At 44.5% G+C, this 21,731-nt stretch carries 12 protein-coding genes; all 12 read left to right on the top strand.

What is annotated here, in order from left to right; all coding sequences use genetic code 11:
* Window positions 1–183: 183 nt before the first annotated feature.
* A complete protein-coding gene (locus tag AXF23_RS01640; protein ID WP_158267675.1) occupies window positions 184–1,386 on the top strand; it encodes a radical SAM/SPASM domain-containing protein in 1,203 nt (400 codons plus the stop codon).
* Complete coding sequence (locus tag AXF23_RS01635; RefSeq protein ID WP_107624080.1) at window positions 1,383–3,506, top strand: outer membrane beta-barrel family protein; 2,124 nt, start codon at window positions 1,383–1,385, stop codon at window positions 3,504–3,506. Before AXF23_RS01640 ends, AXF23_RS01635 begins: the two co-directional genes overlap by 4 nt.
* Window positions 3,506–5,701 carry a peptidase domain-containing ABC transporter gene (locus AXF23_RS01630; protein WP_107624079.1) on the top strand — a complete coding sequence of 732 codons (2,196 nt, stop codon included), beginning with the start codon at window positions 3,506–3,508 and terminating at the stop codon, window positions 5,699–5,701. Before AXF23_RS01635 ends, AXF23_RS01630 begins: the two co-directional genes overlap by 1 nt.
* 18 nt (window positions 5,702–5,719) lie before the next feature.
* Window positions 5,720–6,199 (top strand): HlyD family secretion protein, encoded by a 480-nt coding sequence (locus tag AXF23_RS01625; protein WP_107624078.1) that lies wholly within the window; start codon window positions 5,720–5,722, stop codon window positions 6,197–6,199.
* Between the two features lie 1,505 nt (window positions 6,200–7,704).
* On the top strand, window positions 7,705–8,016 hold the full coding sequence (locus AXF23_RS01620; protein WP_089366260.1) for a T9SS type A sorting domain-containing protein: 312 nt from the start codon (window positions 7,705–7,707) through the stop codon (window positions 8,014–8,016).
* 46 nt (window positions 8,017–8,062) lie between these two features.
* A complete protein-coding gene (locus AXF23_RS01615) occupies window positions 8,063–8,611 on the top strand; it encodes an RNA polymerase sigma factor (protein WP_107624077.1) in 549 nt (182 codons plus the stop codon).
* 68 nt (window positions 8,612–8,679) lie between these two features.
* Entirely contained in the window at window positions 8,680–9,075 is a 396-nt protein-coding gene (locus tag AXF23_RS01610; RefSeq protein WP_107624076.1) for a hypothetical protein, read from the top strand.
* A gap of 16 nt (window positions 9,076–9,091) precedes the next feature.
* On the top strand, window positions 9,092–9,535 hold the full coding sequence (locus AXF23_RS01605; protein WP_107624075.1) for a hypothetical protein: 444 nt from the start codon (window positions 9,092–9,094) through the stop codon (window positions 9,533–9,535).
* 133 nt (window positions 9,536–9,668) lie between these two features.
* Window positions 9,669–11,186: a glycoside hydrolase family 10-like protein gene (locus tag AXF23_RS01600; RefSeq protein ID WP_107624074.1), complete on the top strand. Its 1,518-nt coding sequence runs from the start codon at window positions 9,669–9,671 to the stop codon at window positions 11,184–11,186.
* 943 nt (window positions 11,187–12,129) lie between these two features.
* Window positions 12,130–14,655: a TonB-dependent receptor gene (locus AXF23_RS01595; RefSeq protein ID WP_107624073.1), complete on the top strand. Its 2,526-nt coding sequence runs from the start codon at window positions 12,130–12,132 to the stop codon at window positions 14,653–14,655.
* Between the two features lie 9 nt (window positions 14,656–14,664).
* The gene (locus AXF23_RS01590) at window positions 14,665–15,759 is read left to right on the top strand and encodes a DUF4249 domain-containing protein (protein WP_107624072.1); all 1,095 of its coding nucleotides are present in this window, start codon (window positions 14,665–14,667) and stop codon (window positions 15,757–15,759) included.
* Window positions 15,760–17,577: 1,818 nt separating this feature from the next.
* A complete protein-coding gene (locus AXF23_RS01575; protein ID WP_107624071.1) occupies window positions 17,578–21,609 on the top strand; it encodes a glycoside hydrolase family 2 TIM barrel-domain containing protein in 4,032 nt (1,343 codons plus the stop codon).
* Window positions 21,610–21,731 lie beyond the last annotated feature (122 nt).

Genomic DNA, 21,731 nt, shown 5'->3' with positions numbered 1-21,731 from the left:
TATTCATTACTTAGGTCTATATTTACTATTATTATCCATCATCTTATGATGGATAATAATAATAGGTTCTTTTTCACTTGTTGTTTATGTAAATTATGTATGAAAATATCTAAATTCAATGTTATAAACACTTGCAATAATAGCACATTTATTTATAATACTTTGACAACAGGATTTGTCAAAATGGAAACAAAGCAATGGTTTTCTATATATGAAAATATCAAAAAGAAAGGCAATGTTATTGAAGATAAAGTATGTGCTATTTTGCAGAATGCTGGCATCTTAGTAGATGATGATTATAATGAACTAAATGTTTATAAATACAAGTGTTATAGCAGCATGTTCCAAAACTCTTCGCTGATATTATCAATAGCCCCAACGATGAAATGTAATTTCAATTGTTTTTATTGTTTCGAAGACGGTAAAAAAAACATTGGCTTAATGTCCGATGATATTGAAAGTAGACTTATTAAATTTATATCTTTACATAGACAGCAAGAAATTCATATTACATGGTTTGGAGGAGAACCTTTACTTGGTTTTGATAGAATTTACTCAATTTGTAAGCATTTAAGACAATTAAAAATTAAGTTTGCGTCTGATATGATTACAAATGGTAGTTTGTTAAATGAGTCTATTATACAAAAATTGGATATTTTAAATTTAAAATATATTCAAATTAGTCTTGATGGTATTGCAGAAACTCATGATAAACGTAGGATATTTAACAATGGGGCACCTTCTTTTAATCTAATCATTGAAAATATTAGGAAATTAGTATCATTAACAGATATTCCACTAAGCATTAAGGTTACGATGGATCATACTAATCCTACTTCGCTTAGCGATATTACAAATTATTTCAATAATAATTTTTCAGAATATCTTAGAAAGGGACAAATAGCAATCAGTCATAATTATGTACGTGATCGTACAGATTTTGATAAATCGGGAAATTGCTTTACGCATGAAGATTTATTAAAGCAAGACCAAGATGCACTTAGGAATAAAGAGAAAGCATTAGTATATCCTGAACTTCCAAATTTAGCCATGCCATGTATGTTTAGATGTAAAAATTCATTGGCAATAGATTCTAAAGGACATATATATAAGTGTCTAGAACATTTAGGAGTTCCCAATAATAAAGTTGGAGACTTGGCAAAAGGGACTCTATCCCTTGAAAAATTATCAGAAACAATGTTTGGTCACAACCCTTTTGATTCTGATGAATGTGTCAATTGCAATGTATTTCCTATATGTGGAGGAGGTTGTCCCATTGATAGAAATAAGAATTGGGGGAAAAATAAAAAATACTGTTCAATGTATAAAAGGAATCTATCAGAAATCCTTCCAGATTTTTATATGTATAAATATTCAAGTCGATGAAAAAGATATTAACCTTATTAGCCTTTTGTGTAAACTTTTCCTTTTGTTTCGGTCAAGACGAAATAAAAGACAGTACTTTTCTTACAACCATAGAATTGGACAATGTTGTGGTGAAAGGACATATGCCACGTGTGAAAACCAAAGGGAGCGTTTCCAAGATTCAGGTTGCCAATACTGTGCTATCGAAAATGGGTACGGCAATGAGAATGTTGTCGCATACACCGGGTCTGCATTCGGTTAATGACAATATAGAAGTAAATGGATTGGGCGAACCTATTTATGTTTTGGACGGACGACTTTTGTCCGATGCAAAGGTTCTGTCCACGCTGCAAGCCGACAATATTAAGAGTATAGAGATAGACAGAACCCCCTCTGTAAAGTACAGTCCCAACGGACAACCCGTTATTACCATTACAACCATTAAGCATATTAATGATTTTATATTTCTTAGCGTTGGCAACTACTTGAAACAAACAAGAATGTTTTCAGATGTAGGCATTCTCAATGTGATGGGACAATATAAGGACTTTTCTGCTAACCTATCCTATATGGGTGGCAAAGATGGTAACAAGAATAAGGAAACATATTTTCGCAACATCTATCGTGATGACATATTCTCCATTGAGCAAAAGCGAGAAACGCCTATAACAACCTTAGCTCATAAGGTAAATTTCTCTGCGGATTATCAGTTGAATGCCAAAAGTAGATTAGGGCTTTATTATTTCTATCAATTCAGCGATGAGGATAATAAGGCATTTGGCACAAATTTGACGAGCTGGCAACAGCAACAAAAGCAATGGAGGAACATAGATAGACAAGGTAGAAACTTAGAGAACATACATAGCGGAACGTTGCAATATGTTTATGCAAGCAATAATTATAATCTTGACATTTCTCAGGAAATAGCTTCCACGAATATTAATCATAATCTGCAAACTTTGGAAAGCGATGCAAGCTTGTCTTCGCATACCAAGAGTCATGGCAACCGCCGTTATACTGTCTATACAACAAGTATTGACAATGGATTTAAACTTCCATGGAACATCAGTGCTATGGCGGGAGTTCTATATAATTATGTGGATTCAAAGTCCAAAACAAATTCAGAAATACCGTATTTGAATGTGCATAGTTATATCAACGATATCAGTGTAAAAGAATCAAATCCGCAGGTCTATTTGTCATTCGCTAAAAGTTTTGGCAAATGGACAGTCATGCCTGCGGTGCGCTATCAGTATGTGCATAGAACCATTAGCAGTGTTTCGGGAACAAACACGGTGGCAAATCAATTCAAACAACACTTTTCTACGCTCTGCCCTGTAATCACTATAAAGTATCGACCGAATGATAATTGGTTCTTCCAGTTTAATTATAGAAGAAATCTTACACAACCTAACTTTGCCCAACTAAACTCTGGACTTGTTTATCAGGATTCACTTCTATACAGCAAGGGAAATACAAATCTTGAAAACGAAACTATGGATCGCTACACACTAAGTTCTACATGGAAAGATTTAACCCTTTCATTGCGCTATACTTATAGAAAGAATCCGCTTGTGAGTGTGCTTGAACAGATAGATGCAACGAGCAATATCCTCTCTTCTTATTCCATGAATATGAAGAAAGCAAGCGATTTCAGGGTGATATTGAATTATTCTAAAGCTATTGGTAATATTGAACTCTCATGCGAGAGTGAAGTGGTGTTCCCACATGGAGAATATGTGTTTAAAGAACAAGAATACAGAAATGACAAAGTTGCTTTCAATGGGCAGGTGAATATCAATTATGCTCTGACACCGAGTATTTATTTGTTTACAGATTATACTTATCAAGGCAGAAATGAGTATTTGTTGTATAATCAGAAGAGTATTCATAGTTGGAATATGGGTGTTGCAGCATCATTGCTGAAGAACAGGCTGAATATCAATTTAGCTGTAAATGATATTTTGGGAAAGGCTAATTACAACAACATTCTATATCACTTCAATAATATAGATTGGGGAACGAGAGGTAAAAATGATATGCGAGGCGTGGAACTCACAATATCTTACACAATCTTCAATAAAGAAGTGAGTGTCAGGACAAGCAGGAAGAATGAAAGTATTATACAACGTACCATGTAATGAACGAGATACAATATGTAAGACAGCATGACTCAATGGAATGTGGTATATCTTGCTTATCAATGGTGTGTAAAAAATTTGATAAAGAATACGACACTTCCGAACTTTATAAAATTTGCAAAGCGACCAAGGAAGGTGTTTCATTAAAAGCTATTGCGGAAACGGCACGCTCTATAGGACTTGATTCTGTTTCTGTTCAAATAACATTAGACGAATTGATGTCCAATAAATTATGTTCAATTTTGCATTGGAATCAAAATCATTTTGTTGTATTATATAAAGTTAATCATAAAAAAGAATTTTATATTGCCGACCCTGCAAAAGGACTTGTAAAATACAACCTTGAGGAATTCAAGAAGCATTGGATTAGCACCCAATCGGGAGGTGAGGAAAAGGGTATCGCTATGTTCTTAGAACCCACCCCTGCCTTTTATGAAAAGCAGATAGACGAACAGCCAACGGAGGAACGCTCGTTTAAGTTCCTCTTTGGCTATATCAAGCAATACCGCAAGTACTTCGGACAGATTGTCTTGGGGTTGCTCGTGGGCAGTCTGCTGCAACTCATCCTACCTTTCCTCACGCAAGCCATTGTAGACGTGGGTATCAAAAATCAGAATATCGGCTTTATATGGCTGATACTTTTGGGGCAGCTGGTCTTGACCGTGAGCCGTACTGCCATTGATTTTATCCGTCGTTGGCTCTTGCTGCATATCTCTTTGCGCATCAACATCTCTTTGGTTAGCGACTTCTTCATTAAGCTCTTAAAGCTCCCTATGTCGTTCTTCGATACCAAACTGATGGGCGACCTTATGCAGCGTATGGGCGACCATAGCCGTGTAAACACATTCTTGACCCAACAGACACTCAGTATCGTGTTTTCGCTCTTTACCTTTGTGGTATTTAGCATCGTATTGCTTTCTTACAATTGGCTCATCTTTACCATCTTTATGGTGGGCAGCTTGCTTTATGGTGGTTGGCTTGCGCTCTTCCTTAGACGTAGAAAGGTTCTGGATTATGAACTCTTTGAGCAGCAAGCCATCAACAACAACAAGACCTACGAGTTTATCACTTCTATGCAGGAGATAAAACTGCAAGACTGTGAACAACGCCGTCGTTGGGAATGGGAAGACGTGCAAGCAGACCTCTTTGGAGTACAGATGAAATCGCTGAAACTCCAGCAGACACAGGAGGCAGGCAGCATCTTTATCAACGAACTCAAGAATATCGTTATTACAGTAGTCGCGGCAACAGCCGTTATTCACGGACAACTCACACTCGGTATGATGCTTGCCGTGCAATTCATCATCGGTCAGCTCAATTCTCCTGTTGAGCAACTTATGAGTTTCTTCTATTCTGTGCAGGACGTGAGGATTAGTCTTGAACGCATTAACGAAATACATCGCATGGACGATGAGAACGGAAAACAAGGATTGGAAACTTCAGTGAAAGAAGAAGATAGTGGTATAGACATGGAAAACGTAAACTTCAAATACGACCCTCACGCACTGAAAACTATCATTGATAATGTAAGCCTCACCATTCCCAAAGGCAAGGTAACAGCCATTGTGGGTGCGTCGGGCAGTGGAAAGACAACGCTCATTAAACTGATGTTGGGTTATTATCCCGTATTGGGCGGGCAAATCAATATCGGTGGAACTGATGTAAATACACTTAACAAGAAATGGTGGCGCAGACAGTGTGGAGTGGTTATGCAGGACGGCGCTATCTTCTCCGAGTCGATAGCTCGCAACATTGCCGTGGATGATGGGGAAATTGATAAGGGGCGATTGCAGAAAGCTGCCGAGATAGCTTGCATCAATGATTATGTAATGGGACTTCCCTTAAAATACAACACCAAGATAGGTCGTGATGGTGTAGGCTTGAGTCAAGGGCAGAAGCAACGTATCCTAATAGCAAGAGCCGTGTATAAAAATCCCGACTACATCTTCCTTGATGAAGCCACCAATTCGCTCGACGCCAACAATGAACGTATGATTGTGGAGCATCTTGATGAATTTTTCAAGGGCAAGACAGTGGTTATCGTGGCACATCGATTAAGTACAGTAAAGAATGCCGACCAGATAGTGGTATTAGATAAAGGTAAGGTGGTAGAGATAGGCAACCACGAGGAACTTACACAGAAACGTGGCGCATACTATAACCTTGTAAAGAATCAGTTGGAGTTAGGAAACTAATATAAAGAAAGTACAACTATGGCAGATGACAAAATAGAACTCCGCAGCGAGAAGGTAAGACATATCATTGGCGAAATTCCTTCAGGCATCGTGCGTTATGGTATCACAATTATTACTATCGTGATTTTAGGATTATTGGCAGGTGCATACTTTATCCCCTATCCAGAAACCATCAGTGCAAAGGTACAAATGACAAATACCCGTCAAGGCACACTAATCATTCCTTACAGGTATGTCAATACGATAGAAAACGGAATGACAACCAATATTGAGCTTGAGGGCTATGATGCAGAAACCTACGGAGTTGCTAGTAGCACAATAGTAACCACATCACATACTCCCCACCATTTGGCAGAAGGCAGTGTGTTCACTGCGCAAGTAAAGATAACGGATTGCAAGTATCAACTCATAGGCGGAATGACAGGTACAGCAACCATACTTGTCAGCAATGAAAGCGTACTACAAGTGATTATCAGGCGAATGACAAATATAATATAGTTCTCTTTTAAATCATCGTAAGTAGGATAAGGCAATGAAAGGAAAAGGTAAAACGTAGTTGCGAAGTAGTATATAATAGGGCACACAGAGTTACGGAGAGGATGGAGATAAAGGCTATGTCACGGAGGTGGGGATGACACAAAGAGCGATGGGGGTGTAGCATACAGCTTCCTAATAACTCTTGAGATAAATGCTTTGAGCATAGAATCTCTAATAAAACAGGCAAACAATCTCCGTCGCTCCGGGCACCGACGGTGCCTTCGTGGCTACCAATGTTTTGTTTTAATAACCCTTCGTAGTCTCCATTTCTCTGTGTGACATTTCGTCAGAGACTTATGCTTAGGCGAATCATTATCACTCCCAAACTCTGAATAACCAAGTTTTTGTTATGTGGTATGAGTTGGAGAAATATATAAGGTTGATTGTAATAGATAAAGTTACTCACCCCTTACAATATTAAATTGGTTATAGAAATCTGTTACTCCGCCAAAAGGCGTTAACCCTGTTACTTTGTCTTCTCGTACCCTGTCTACAATCCGTTCACTTTGTTACCCTGTCTCTTCCCGTATCCTGTCCTCGGTTAATCCTGTCTAAACGATGCTATTCAGTCAAAACGAAGTTTCCTGTCATTCCTGTCAGCCATTGCCTCCATCTAACTCGTTAGTACACAGTTGGGTTACACGAAATGTTAAAAATGACAGCAAATAAGAATAAAACTTTTTCTTGTAGTTTGTTTAGTTTACGAGTTTACAAGTTAACGAGTTAACAAGTTATTTGTTGTGATAATTATTTTGTAGTTTGTTTAGTTAACGAGTTTACAAGTTATTTGTTGCGATAATGGTTTGTGTAGTTTGATTGGTTTACGAGTTAACAAGTTTACAAGTTCACGAGTTATTTGTTGCGACAATGGTTCGTGTAATTTGCGAAATTCGTAGTCTTTAATCATGGTTCTGCGGGATTTAGTGTGAATTAACATGCCGTATCCCGCATTAAGCGGCACGAAATTCGTATCTTTGTAGTCAGTATGAAGAAATCAAGACCATTGGCAGAGGATATGGTACTGCCGAACGCTATCGGATAGCGATTCTATTCTTCTATGGTGGTCTAGACACATGTTAACTCACACTAATTACAGTAGAACCACATTTATCATATAGTTTACCCCCTTTATAAAACAATCTTATTGGAGGTAGGCTTACCATGTATGTGGATTAATCTCATTCTATTAACAATCTACACATTTAACGGAAGAACCACAAATAAGGCTATGCTGATAATATCATAAGGATATGCTAAAGATACAATATGGCTATGTTGATAATGCAATAAGGCAATGCTGATAATATAAATAAGGTGTCAAGGAGAACGCAGGAGGGAGTTTAGAAGGACAAGAGAAGGATTGTGTTTGTTTATTAATAATTATTAAATCTTTCCCCTCTAAGGCAATAAAGCTCATTATCTACTTGAAATTTACTATCTTTGTGGCTGACATAAAAGCATAATCTATGATAAAAAAGATATTTACTCCTTTCCTTTTCACATTACTACTATCTGTTGGCTTCACCTCAACAGTACAGGCGCGCGCAGCGATAGACCTGATAGACTTAGATGTTCAGACAATCTCTATCTCTGTCCTCGGCAACGTCTTGCATGTCGTAGGGGCCGAAGACGAACAACTGTCAGTATATAATGTGACGGGAGTACGCGTGATGAGCGTGAAAGTTGACGGTGGCGATAAGCATTACACACTCAATTTCCCGAAGGGTTGTTATATTGTTAAGGTGGGCAACGTAGTACGTAAGGTCTCTATCCGATAAACGGCTGATACGTCCACACACGTTCTTATCCGACATCTGAAGCGCAGTGTCCTCCCTTGATGAAGATGAAGTGATTCGCTTGTTGGCGAGTCCTGAAGGAAGACGGAAGGTTTTCCCCATGATTGTTGACCAGTACGGTGAGCCGCTGTACTGGAAGATTCGTAGTATTATACTTACTCATGACGATGCCGATGACGTATTGCAAAACACGTTCTTAAAGGCTTGGAAGAATCTTCCTACGTTCGAAGGACGGTCGAGACTGTCTACTTGGCTCTATCGTATCGCTATCAATGAGGCCCTTGATTTCCTACGTCGTCAGAAGGCTATGACGCTTGCCAGTGCTGATGCCGACCTGACTATTGCCAACCAGCTCATGGCTGATAACTACTTTGATGGCGATAGGTCGCAGGCTTTGTTACAGCAGGCTATAGCCATGCTCCCCGATGTTCAACGTACGGTGTTCACCCTTCGTTACTATGACGAGATGAAGTATTCGGAGATGAGCGAGCTCTTAGGGACGAGTGAGGGGTCGTTAAAGGCCTCCTATCATGTTGCCGTACAGAAGGTTACAGACTATCTGAAACGCAATGAGTAATATTCTCTCCTTAATGATTAAACCATTTCTTCTTTCTGTAGTCTAAGTTATATCAAAGAAAAAACTTTATGGAATCAACGAATCACTTACAAACGCAATATGGCAATAAACGCCCTTTCACAGTGCCTGACGGTTATTTCTCTGACCTGTCAACACGTGTGATGGAGCAGCTGTCGGCTGTGGAACAGAAGGAGACTACACACCCTACGACCGTTCAACATACCACCTTCCGTTATCTTCGTCCGTTGGCTGCCGCAGCCGTGACGGTGGGTATCGTATTGGTCGGCTTCCTCTCTTATCATGCCTTCGAGGGTCAGCAGGACGAGAGCGCATTGACTGGACACAATGGGACGAAGGCATCGACAGCACTTTCGGCCACTTCAGAGGACGGATTCGACCAGGCTGCCGACTATTTCATGATTGACGAGTCGGATATGTATGCTTACATGGAAAACAATCAATAGAAAGGAGGATACCAATATGAGACTGAAAAGAATAATCCTTATGCTTTGTCTTATCCTCAATGCAGCCTTTGTCTGTGCACAAGGGCGCTTCGACCCGAACAAGGTAAGATTGGAGACGCATAAATTCATTACAAAAGAGGCTAATCTAAGTGCACAGGAAGCGTCGCGCTTCTTCCTCATCTACGATGAGATGCGTAGTAAACAACGAGTCTATTTCGACCGCATTCGAACCCTTCATAACACCAAACCGAAGTCGGCACGAGAGGCAAGTGACATCATAACAAAGTCGGATATGCTCGAAATACAATTAAAGCATATAGAACAACGTTATCATGTAGAGATGCTAAAGGTGATACCTGCCGACAAACTACTCCAAATATTAGAGGCCGAACGGCGCTTCCATCGACAGATGTTTAGGAAGATGGCTGGAGAAGGAAAGGGTCGACGGGAGAACCATTAAATAGGTTATAAGAAACAAGTAGATGTGATTTCAATGCCTTGATGCCCTGTGGCGGTGTGTAAATACCGCACCATCAGCTTCTTACGGAGCGGAGACAGGCAGCAAGGCTACTCTTTATAAATGCTAAAAAGACATGAGACAGTTTAATTCTCTATTGAGATTATTGATTGCCGCAGTAGTATTCATCGGCCTTAGCTATGCCACATCCGCACAGGCACAGCCTAAGAAACGAGAGTTCCGTGGTGCGTGGATTCAGTGTGTCAACGGTCAGTTCCAAGGACTCGGCACACAGGAGATGCAGCGTACGTTACGTTATCAGTTAGACGAACTAAAGAAGGATGGGGTCAACGCCATCATCTTTCAGGTGCGTCCGGAGTGTGATGCCCTCTATGCGAGTAAGTATGAACCGTGGAGCAAGTTCCTCTCCGGCCGACAAGGTACACCTCCTTCTCCTTACTGGGATCCGTTGCAATGGATGATCGACGAGTGCCACAAGCGGGGTATGGAGCTACATGCGTGGATCAATCCTTATCGTGCTAAGACGAAGAACACCAATCAGCTTGCTGTCAACCATGTTGCCATAACCCACCCCGACCGTGTCTTCTCTTACGATGGGCAGTATATTCTCAATCCGGCCCTACCTGAGAATCGCAATTACATCTGTACGGTGGTGGATGATATCGTGAGCCGTTACGATGTCGACGGACTCCATATTGACGATTACTTCTATCCCTATCCGGCTGCAGGACAGACCATTCCCGACCAGCAGAACTTCCAACGTGACAGGCGAGGGTTTACGAATATCAATGATTGGAGACGTAATAATGTGGACCTCTTCGTCAAGCAGTTGGGCGAAACTATCCATCGTCGTAAGCCTTGGGTGAAGTTTGGTGTGTCGCCTTTCGGCATCTATCGCAACCAAAAGAGCGACCCACGCATTGGCAGTCGAACCAATGGTTTGCAGAACTATGACGACCTCTACGCCGATGTCCTTAAGTGGGTTAACAACGGATGGATAGACTACTGTGTGCCTCAGCTCTATTGGGAGATTGGTAATAAGGCTGCTGACTATAAGGAGCTCATTGGCTGGTGGAACCGTAATGCGGCTAAGCGACCATTATATATAGGTGAGGATGTGCTGCGCACGGTGAAGTTTGCCGACCCACAGAACCCTAACTCTAATCAGCTACCAGCGAAACGTCACTTGCATCAGCAGTCGGCTAACGTCAATGGTACTGTCCTTTGGTATGCGAAGTCGGTGGTCGATAACCCTGGTAACTACGGTACGCTCTTGCGCACGAACTACTGGCGCTATCCTGCTCTGCAGCCTTCTATGCCGTTCATCGACGATGATGCTCCGTCAAAACCTAAGCGGGTGAAGGCTCGACATGAGGATGATGGCTATTACCTCACATGGAAGGCTCCAAGGGGAGAGGGCTGGAATGATGCTCCTTACCGATATGTTGTCTATTGTTTCCAACCGCATGAACCTATCAACCTCGACGACCCGTCGAAGATTGTCGCTATGCCTTACGAGAATAGACTGCGTCTCAACTATCAAGGTGGACAAACGAAATACGTCTTTGTTGTCACTGCCCTCGACCGTATGAGTAACGAGAGTAGCGGAAAGAAAAAGAAAGTGAAGCTGTAAGGCTTCACTTTTTTTGTGACAGGATAGGGACAGGGTAAGGTGGATAAGGGGATAGGGTAAGGAGGATAGGGGACAGGGTATGAGAAAGACAAGGTAACAGATGAACAAGTTCTGGGAGTAACAGAGGGCTGAGAGAGGGACGGGGTATGTTTGAGATAGGGTCAGGGTATGAGAAAGACAGGGTAACGTGGCAAGTTGACAGGCGGACGAGTAGACGGGTAAACAAGTTGCTTGTAATAGGAGACAAGGTAACAGATGAACAAGTTCTGGGAGTAACAGAGGGCTGATGCAGAGGCAGGGTATGTTTGAGACAGGGACAGGGTATGGCTGAGACAGGGTCAGGGTATGAGAAAGAGAAGGTAACGTGGCAAGTTGACAGGTGGACGAGTAGACGGGTAAACAAGTTGCTTGTAATAGGAGACAGGGTAACAGATGAACAGGTTCTGGGAGTAACAGAGGGCTGAGATAGGGACAGGGTATGAGAAAGACATGGTAACAGATGAACAGGTTCTGGGAGTAACAGAGGTCTGAGACAGGGGCAGGGTATGTTTAAGACAGGGATAGGGTATGGTTGAGACAGGGTAGCAGAGGAACAGAGAACACTGGGCTCATAGAAAGCGCTGGTCCTTCTGTTCCCTGCTGTTCAGGCCTACGAGGCACTGCCTCGTAGCTCTCCCTCCGTCCGTTTGGCATCCCTTCTCCTTCTTTCAGCAGGCCAAAAGGGGTAACCTCACATATCACTCCCCTCTCCATTCGGAGAGGGGTTGGGGGTGAGGCCAGTTGGGGTTGGGGCTGAGGCCAGTAGGGGCTGGGGGTGAGGCCAGTAGGGGCTTGGACTGAGCCCATCTCCCTTCTGTCCAAAAAAAATACCCAAACATTACCTGAAAAGCAGCTGGAAACGGAAAAAATGTTTATCTTTGTAGCCTAAACAAATTAATATCTTATGAACAAACCATTATTATTGGCTGCCATCTGGCTGTCCCCCTTGATGCTATATGCACATGAAACGGCTGGGTGGAAGCATACAAACCCGACGAATAAGACGATGGTCATGACGAATAAGGAGATGGTCGTGACGACAAGCAAATCTACTGATGAGGACAAGGGGCGGCGACGCTTCACGCTGAGTGGATATGTTAAGGACCGCAATGGGGAACCGCTTATCAACGCAACTGTCTACGACCTCACCACACGACAGGGTACGATGACGAACGCATACGGCCATTTCTCACTCACACTGACCGAGGGCAACCATGAAATAAGATGTAGTTACGTGGGCTATAAGACGCTGACTGATGCGGTGACGCTCACGGCCAATCGAAACTATGACATCACGCTGCAGAACGATGCAGAGCTTACTGAGGTGGTGGTGACGACCGACTTGAACTCGCCACTACTGAAGACGCAGACAGGTAAGCTCTCTCTCTCACAGAAAGACATCATGACTGAGTACGCACTGATGAGTAGTCCTGACGTTATCAAGACCTTACAGCGTACGAGTGGAGTAGCGGAAGGAATGGAGCTGACCAGCGGTCTCTACGTACATGGCGGTAACAACGATGAAAACCTCTTCTTGCTCGACGGTACACCGCTCTATCATACCAATCACACCTTAGGTCTTTTCTCTTCGTTCAACGTAGATGTAGTGAAGAACGTAGACTTCTATAAGAGTGGTTTCCCTGCCCGTTATGGCGGTAGACTATCGAGTGTCACGGATGTGCGCACGGCCGATGGCGACCTCTATCACACACACGGCAGCTACCGTATCGGTCTCTTAGACGGATCAGTCCACCTTGAAGGACCCCTCAGAAAAGGTAAGACTTCCTATAACATCGGCATACGACGCAGTTGGTTAGACCTCCTCACACGGCCTGCTTTTGCGATTATTAATAGTCGGAGGGACAACGAAGACAAGGTTAGTATGGCTTATTTCTTCCATGATATGAACCTGAAACTGACCAACATCTTCAATGAACGCTCGCGAATGTCGCTGAGTGTCTACTCTGGTGAAGACCGTTTAGACGCAAAGGACGAGTGGGGCGACCACCGAGACGACAATGGATACGGTGAATACGACATATATAAGAACTCCTTCCACTGGGGTAACTTCAATGCTGCCTTAGACTGGAACTACCAGTTCTCACCGAAGCTCTTCGCTAATTTCACAGCCTTCTACACCCATAACCGTTCGTCGGTAAGCAGCTCGGACGAGTGGACTGTGAGGCGTTCTGATGGTAAGGACCAGTTGACAACGACGTCGCATGGCTACCGCTCGGCTATCGATGACATCGGCTATCGGGCCGCCTTCGACTACCGACCCACGCCTCGTCACCACATCCTCTTCGGTCAGGAGTACACCTACCATCGCTTCCAACCACAGACATTCAACCGCTTCGACGGCTATCAAGGCGGTCGAGAAGAGAAGGGTGACACGATTGCTATCCATAGTCATAACAAGAACATCGCCCACCAAGTGACGCTCTATGCCGAGGACGAGATGACGCTCAACGAACGATGGAGCGTCAATGGCGGACTGAACGTAGACCTGTTCAGTATTAGTGGTAAGACCTTCTCAACGCTTAGTCCACGTCTGTCGATGAAGTTCCAACCCTCCGACCGCCTGTCGTTCAAGGCCAGCTACACCCTTATGAGCCAATTTGTGCATAAGATAGCGAACTCTTTTCTCGACCTCCCAACCGACTATTGGGTGCCAACCACAGCTCGCCTCCATCCTATGCGGGCTTGGCAGTTGGCTGCCGGAGCTTATCTGAAACCTAACGCTCACTGGTTGCTGACCTTAGAGGGCTATTATAAACACTCAAGTCATATCCTTCAGTATGCCAGCTGGGCTGGATTAGAGCCGCCCGCAGCCAACTGGGACTATATGGTAATGGAGGGAGAAGGACGCTCGTATGGCGTAGAGTTGGATGCCGACTACACCATCGCTAACCTTGCCCTGCACGGTTCTTACACCCTCTCATGGGCCGAGAAGAAGTTTGATGACTTCCATAACGATTGGTACTATGATAAGTTTGACAACCGACACCGCCTTACGCTCAGTGGAAGATGGAACATTACGAAGAAGATTTCGGCCTTCGCTGCATGGACGTTCCATACGGGTAACCGCATGACTGTCCCTACTCAGTATATCGGTCTGCCAACGGTTCCGGCACAGACTGGCGGGGGCATCACCTTTACCTCGCCCGATGACAATCTCTTAAACTTTGCTTACGAGCAGCCTAACAACGTTGTCTTGCCGGCTTATCACCGTTTAGACTTAGGCATAGACTTCCGTCATACCACCAAGAAGGGGCACGAGCGCATCTGGAACATTAGTCTCTATAACGCTTATTGTCATCTGAACTCACTCTGGGTGCGTGTGAAAGTCAATAGTGAAAACAAGATTATGATAAAGAATAATGCCTTTATCCCAGTGATACCGTCCTTTAGTTACACCATAAAATTTTAAGTTCTGAACATGAGAAAGATATATCTTTTCCTTCTCCTCGCCTTGTTGATGACAGGGTGTAAGGACGATTTTAGTGTTAGCAACCTCCCCGATGCGAAACCAAAGATGGTGGTCTATTGTATGCCTTCTACTGCCGATACCACCTATATCACCGTCTTGCGGAGTGTTCCCTTGAAGCATTATAATGCGACACAACCGAATGTTCTTATCGACGATGCCAACATCAGCTATCAACTCAACGGACAGTCGTTGCCTGTAACGGCCGTGGGACAAGGACGATACTATGTCGTCGGACAGCAGAAGGCGGGTGATAAGGTGCACTTACAGGTTGAGGCGCAGGGATTGGAGACGGTTGAGTCGACAACTGAGATACCTCAACCAGTAGCCATCAGCAGTACTTCTACACGTATGGTGAGGATGAAGGAAGATCCCTCATCCTACTTGCGAGACTTCCTGCAGGTGCAGGCCACCTTCACCGACCCTGCTCAGTCGCACGACTACTATGCTGTGCGTGTCAAGATAAAACGTCTGATGAGCTGTCGTATCGACTGTTTCCGTAGGGACATTGTGGGCGACTTTAACGAGGTGGCTACCTTCTTCGACTATGATAACTACTTGCAGGTGCGGCAGAACGAACAGTGGGATTCGGTGGCGGTCAACTACCTCTTGCAAGAGGATGACATACCTATCTATACGGCAAGTGAACCTTTACTCAACCCATTGTCGGACATTGACGATGATTTCGACTTTAGTAGTGACTTCTATCAGGACTTCTATATCTTCGATGACGCTACGATCAACGGCAGAGAATACACACTCCACCTGAACGTTCAACCCAACACTGCGTTGATGAACCTCTCTGATGAGGCTCTGAAAGAGATGAAGGAACGCTACGGAATAGAGCAGGGTTTCATATTAGAGTTCTATCACCTCACACCCGAATACTACCGTTTCCTACAAGCGTTAAACGATGTCTCTAACAATTCCCTTGCCCAGGCAGGTCTGTCTTCAATCCGTACTACCTACAGCAATGTCCTCAATGGCATGGGTATCTGTGCTGGTTATAACCTCCCGAAGGGTACGTGGGTGAGGTTAAAGAGGTGAGTATAAACTTGGTAGCAGCTGGCCCCTCGTCCCGAAACGACTGGCCCCTCCCCCAACCCCTCCCCCGCAGGGAGGGGAGTGAAATGTGAGGTTACCCCTACTGGCCTGCTTGCATGGGTTGTTATGAGGTTTTTCTCTTATGCATGGGAGTTTTTTCTCTCACAGATCTCACAGATTTAACAGAACCTCTTTGCGCACAATTTCGAGCTCACAGAAGGCCTTCGGCATACAGATATCACAGAGCGTTACAGCTAAAGACGGGTGTTGAGTGTTGAGTGTTAGGTGTTGATGATTAGCTAACGTTAGCTGTAAGGTTCTGTGAAATCGGTTGACTTAATGTCTCTGTGGAATGCTGTGTGTTCTGTTCTTCTGTGTTCTTCTGTGAGAAATAGAACGCACCCTCTCGATGAGATTAGGCCTATGAGGCTTGCTGGGTAGTTTTTTCTCTCACAGATCTCACAGATTTAACAGAGCGTTTTTGGCGCACATTTCGATCCCACAGAAGGCCTCCGGCATACAGAGTTCACAGAACGTTACTGCTAAAGGTGGCTGTAAGGTTCTGTGAAATCGGTTGACTTAATGTCTCTGTGGGCCTTTGTGTGTTCTGTTCATCTGTGTTTTTCTGTGAGAAATAGAACGCACCCACTTGATGAGATGACACACAAACAACACGCTGGGGAGTTTTATCTCTCACAGAGCGCACAGAGTTCACTGAGCCTTTTGGCGTACGTTTCGAGCACACAGAAGGCCTCCGGCATACAGAGTTCACAGAGCGTTACTGCTAAAGGTGGCTGTAAGGTTCTGTGATATCGGTTGACTTAATGTCTCTGTGGGCCTTTGTGTGTTCTGTTCTTCTGTGTTCTTCTGTGAGAGAAAAAAGGTCATCATTGAGAGACAGAATACTAACTATATAAACAGAGAATGTCAAGATATTTTACAGAGAGCTTCCTTCTCTTTTCAAGAAGGGGCTGTGCTTGAAGCAAGAAGAGGCCCTTCTATGTTCGAGAACATGCCTTTCAACGTTCAAGAAGGGCGTCTTCTTCATGCAAGAAGAGCATGTTCTTAATCGCTGTTTGTAATAGGCTGAATACTTGTGGGTTATGAGTTTGGCTATGGGCGATGATATGCTCTTGTTTTGTGGGTGCTTAGCAGGGTGTTATGTAATGTCTTTTTACGACTTTATATACTTGTTGGGATTTTTTTGTCTCACAGAGTTCATAGATTGACCAGAAGCCTTTCTGCTAACGTTTAGAGCCCACAAACGCCTACTAACAGGCGACAGATATCACAGACTTTACTGCTAACGTTAGCTGTAACGCTCTGTGTTATCGGTTGGTCACAAGGACCTTTTTTACGCCACTCCCAACTCCTCTCCGAATGGAAAGGGGCTGGAGAGGATGTTTCTTCTCCCTTTGGGGATGGGTATGGAGGAGAGATTCCCTCTCTTACTTTGGGTTCTCTCTCGTTGTAATTCTCTGCGTTTATCTGTAAAGAAGAGGCCTCCTTATCAACGACACAAAGCCATTTATTTGTAGACAGAGTGCTTTACAGTGTATTATTTACATAATATCCTTTCATTCATGTGGGATATTTGTTTTTTTTTATTAACTTTGCCTTCGATGGAAGAAGGGTAAGATTTGTGTTCTGAGTCACGACCTTATAGCGTGCTGAGCAGTGCCGATGTGACATGTAAGCAATGTCGATGAGACGTGTAAGCAGAGTCGATGTAGCGTGTAAGCAGTGTCGATATAGCAGGCTAAGGAGGGTCGTCACGATAGGGCGCAAGAGCAATCTGATAAAGTATAACACCTAACTATTATGCATAAACAATTTTTATTCGGATTATTATTATCGTCATTAATGGCTGCACCTGTGCATGCTGACGACCACCCAACAGGTGGTTATCTCTTCGGACAGGCGGCAGCACCAACTGGTAATGAGTGGCAGGCTCCGGGCGAGTTAGGCTATAACAAGTTGCCAGCACGTGCGTTATTCTCCTCTTTCTCATCGGTCGACGAGGCGAGGAAGGTATTACCAGAGTTTGCAAAAGACTATCTCTCGCTTGACGGAGAGTGGCGTTTTCACTTCTCAAAGAACCCTGATGAGCGTCCAAAAGACTTCTTCACAAGGGGCTACGATGATAGTCGGTGGGACCGTCTGCAGGTGCCTGTAAGTTGGAATATGGCGGGTATTCAGAAGGACGGTACGCTGAAGTATGGTGTACCTATCTATGTTAATCAGTGGGTTATATTCAAGTATAACATCGAGCCGGGCGACTGGAAGAAGGGAGTTATGCGTGAACCGCCAAAGAACTACACCACTTACGAATACCGAAACGAGGTTGGCTCGTTCAGAAGGAGCTTTGACATCCCTGCTACATGGGATGGTAAGGAGGTCTATCTGAACTTTGATGGTGTCGACTCGTTCTTCTATTTGTGGATTAACGGCCGTTATGTTGGTTTCTCAAAGAACTCTCGTAACACGGCACGGTTCGATATCAGCCCTTATATTAACAAGGGTAAGAACGAGATAGCAGTTGAGGTTTATCGCTCGTCAGACGGTAGCTTCCTCGAAGCACAGGACATGTTCCGCCTTCCGGGTATCTTCCGTAATGTCAGCGTGACGGCTACTCCGAAGGTACATGTTGCCGACGTGAAGGCTATCCCTGCATATACTGACGGCAAGGGAACCGTGAACCTCAACACAACACTGCAGAACCTTACAGCGAAGACAGCCAAGGACTTGCACATACGATGGAGTCTTTATAAGAACAGACTCTTTGCGGATGACAACGAGTTGGTGGCTACCTTCGAGGATGCTAAGGCTAAAGCGACTTGTAACAGCAAGGGTCAGGCTGCTATCCGACAGACTTTAACGGTCGACAACGTGGCTGCCTGGACCGCAGAAGCACCTAACGTGTATGTTGTCGTGGGTGAACTGATGCAAGGAAAGAAAGTTCTTGAGACGATAAGTTTCCAAACTGGATTCCGAACAGTGGAGATTAAGGATACACCAGCAAGTCAGGACGAGTTCGGACTGGCTGGAAGATACTATTACATCAACGGTAAACCCGTCAAACTCAAGGGTGTCAACCGCCATGATACGAACCCATTAACGGGTAAGGTCATCTCTCGTGAGCAGATGGAACATGAGATTATGCTGATGAAACGGGCTAATATCAATCACATCCGAACCTCGCATTATCCTAATGATCCTTACTTCTACTATCTCTGTAATAAGTATGGTATCTATTTAGAGAGCGAGGCCAACATCGAAAGCCACGAATATTTCTATGGGAAGGCATCGTTGTCTCATGTGCCAGAGTTCCAAGCGGCGCATGTTGACCGTGTGATGACAATGGCGCATCAGTTGGTTAATAATCCTTCAATAGTTATCTGGAGCTTAGGCAATGAGGCTGGTCCTGGTCATAATTTCGTTGTTGCCTACGACTCTCTGAAGGCTTACGACGCTTCAAGACCAGTACAATATGAGCGCAACAACGACATTGTCGACATGGGTTCTAACCAGTATCCAAGTATCGCATGGACCCGTGATGCGGTCAAGGGAAGGATGGGCATTAAGTATCCTTTCCATATCTCTGAGTACGCTCACTCGATGGGTAACGCCGTAGGAAACCTCGTTGACTACTGGGAAGCGATGGAGTCTACGAACTTCTTCATGGGTGGTGCCATCTGGGATTGGATTGATCAGAGTATGTATAACTACACGAAAGAGGGCAAGAGATACCTTGCCTACGGTGGTGACTTTGGTGATACGCCTAACGACGGACAGTTTGTTATGAACGGTATCATCTTCGGTGACGAGCAGCCTAAACCGCAGTATTACGAGGTGAAGAAGGTCTATCAGTATATTGGTACCAGTTGGAAGGATGCTAAGACGGCCACGTTGGATGTGTTTAATAAGAACTACTACACAGATGACCTCAGTGGTTATGCTATGTCTTACGTGCTGACTGCCGACGGAGTAGCCGTTAAGAAGGGCGAACTTGACTTGGGTAGCGTACCCGCAAGGACACATAAGGCAATCACCATCACGGGTCTCAACGAGGGTCTCGACCCTAATAAGGAGTATCTCCTACACATTGTCTATCGTCTTAAAGAGGATATGCCTTGGGCGAAGGCGGGCTATATTCAGGCCGAGGAGCAGCTTCCTGTGCAGGCAGCAGCAGCTCGTCCAGCTATCGCAACGGCTGGTAAGGTGAACATGTCGGCCGTGAAGGACAATAAGATAGTGCTCTCTGGAAAAGCCTTCACAACCACTTTCGACCTCACGAAGGGTACGATCTATAACCTTCAGTACGATGGTAAGACCATCATTCCAGACGGTTGTGGACCAGAGTTGAACGCCTTCCGTGCATGGGTCAACAATGATAACTGGGCTTACGAAGGATGGTATGCGAACGGATTGAATAATCTTCAACACAAGTGTACGAGCTATACTACCCACGCTAATGCCAACGGCTCTGTCTCTGTTGTGTGCAACGTAGAGTCGCAAGCACCCTATAGCTATCGCCTTGAGGGCGGTAATGCCAACTGGAAGAAGCTCATCGAAAACAAAGAAAAGCCTTTCGGTAAGGACGACTTCCGCTTTACGACGCAGGTTGTCTACACCATCTTCCCTGATGGAAGTATTGAGAGTGAGAGCGCAATCACCAGCAACAAGCCTAATCTGACGCTCGCTAAACTCGGTTATACGGTACGTCTTCCAAAGGCACTCAGACTGTTGAATTACTATGGACGTGGTACTATTGATAACTATCCAGACCGTAAGACGGGCCAGATGATTGGTATCTATGAGCAGCAGGACGTGGAGGAAGAGTTTGTGGCATTCCCTAAACCACAAGACACGGGTAACCATCAGGACACTCGTTGGCTCTCGCTCGCTGGCAATGGTGGACAGGATGCGCTCTATGGGGCCCTCTTCGTGGCCAAAGACAAGATGAGTTTCTCTGCCCTTCCATGGTCGGATAACACCATCGCTATGGCTAACCACCCACACGAACTGCCTCAGAGTGATTACACTTACCTACACCTCGACATGGCTATCACGGGTCTTGGTGGTAACAGCTGTGGGCAGGGTGGACCGTTACAGCGCGACCGTGTGATGGCAACGCCACATACCTTCGGTTACATGATACGTCCAATGAACTCTGTTGAGACCAATGACCTCGTTAGCAATGCGAACGTTAGTCTGAACGGCTCAACGCCACTTACCATAGTGCGTGACGCTGAGGGCAATGTGACAATCAATGCGAACGGTGCGAAGGACGACATTTTCTATCGTGTCAATGGCAGTAAGAAGGCCGTGAAATACACTGGTCCTGTCAGCCTGCGCGAGGGTGGAACGATCTCAGCTTGGGCCAAGGAGAACGACTGGCTCGTAGCTTCTCAATCCTTCTCACGCATCGAGAGCATCCCACTATCGGTTGTCTTCGCATCAAGTCAGGAGAGTGGTGAGGGCGACGCAAGCCACCTCACCGATGGCGACCCAAGTACTTATTGGCACACCATGTATTCTGTTACGGTAGCGAACCACCCTCACTGGGTTGATTTCGACTGTGGTGGCGTGAAGATAATCAAGGGTTTCACCTATCTGCCACGCCAAGACAGCAATAATGGTAACATCAAGAAGTATAGCATACAAGTAAGTAATGACGGCAAGACATGGGGCAAAGCCGTTGCAGAAGGTGAGTTTGAGAACAACAGAAAAGAAAAGACCGTCCTCCTCACCACCCCTGTCAAGGCCCGCTTCGTACGTCTGACTGCCCTCAGCGAACAGTCGGGTCAGGACTTCGCAACAGGTGCTGAGTTCAAAGTATTGGAGAAGTAAATAGCTTATTATAGTCATTTTATAAATAAAAAGATAGGGAATCACAATTTGTCGTTCCCTATCTTTTTTGCGTTCTTACTAATTGTCTGTAATCCGTTCGAATCATATTTGCATCCACTCGT

It is taken from the genome of Prevotella sp. oral taxon 313, from assembly GCF_003043935.1.
In the GTDB taxonomy this organism is placed as follows: domain Bacteria; phylum Bacteroidota; class Bacteroidia; order Bacteroidales; family Bacteroidaceae; genus Prevotella; species Prevotella jejuni.
This window is presented reverse-complemented; position numbering and strand designations above follow the sequence as displayed.

Excerpts from the sequence above, each read along its gene's own strand:
- AXF23_RS01575 (WP_107624071.1), top strand. The coding sequence starts at position 17,578 with ATGCATAAACAATTTTTATTCGGATTATTATTATCGTCATTAATGGCT.
- AXF23_RS01635 (WP_107624080.1), top strand. The coding sequence starts at position 1,383 with ATGAAAAAGATATTAACCTTATTAGCCTTTTGTGTAAACTTTTCCTTT.
- AXF23_RS01595 (WP_107624073.1), top strand. The coding sequence starts at position 12,130 with ATGAACAAACCATTATTATTGGCTGCCATCTGGCTGTCCCCCTTGATG.
- AXF23_RS01605 (WP_107624075.1), top strand. The coding sequence starts at position 9,092 with ATGAGACTGAAAAGAATAATCCTTATGCTTTGTCTTATCCTCAATGCA.
- AXF23_RS01625 (WP_107624078.1), top strand. The coding sequence starts at position 5,720 with ATGGCAGATGACAAAATAGAACTCCGCAGCGAGAAGGTAAGACATATC.
- AXF23_RS01640 (WP_158267675.1), top strand. The coding sequence starts at position 184 with ATGGAAACAAAGCAATGGTTTTCTATATATGAAAATATCAAAAAGAAA.
- AXF23_RS01630 (WP_107624079.1), top strand. The coding sequence starts at position 3,506 with ATGAACGAGATACAATATGTAAGACAGCATGACTCAATGGAATGTGGT.
- AXF23_RS01590 (WP_107624072.1), top strand. The coding sequence starts at position 14,665 with ATGAGAAAGATATATCTTTTCCTTCTCCTCGCCTTGTTGATGACAGGG.
- AXF23_RS01620 (WP_089366260.1), top strand. The coding sequence starts at position 7,705 with ATGATAAAAAAGATATTTACTCCTTTCCTTTTCACATTACTACTATCT.
- AXF23_RS01610 (WP_107624076.1), top strand. The coding sequence starts at position 8,680 with ATGGAATCAACGAATCACTTACAAACGCAATATGGCAATAAACGCCCT.
- AXF23_RS01600 (WP_107624074.1), top strand. The coding sequence starts at position 9,669 with ATGAGACAGTTTAATTCTCTATTGAGATTATTGATTGCCGCAGTAGTA.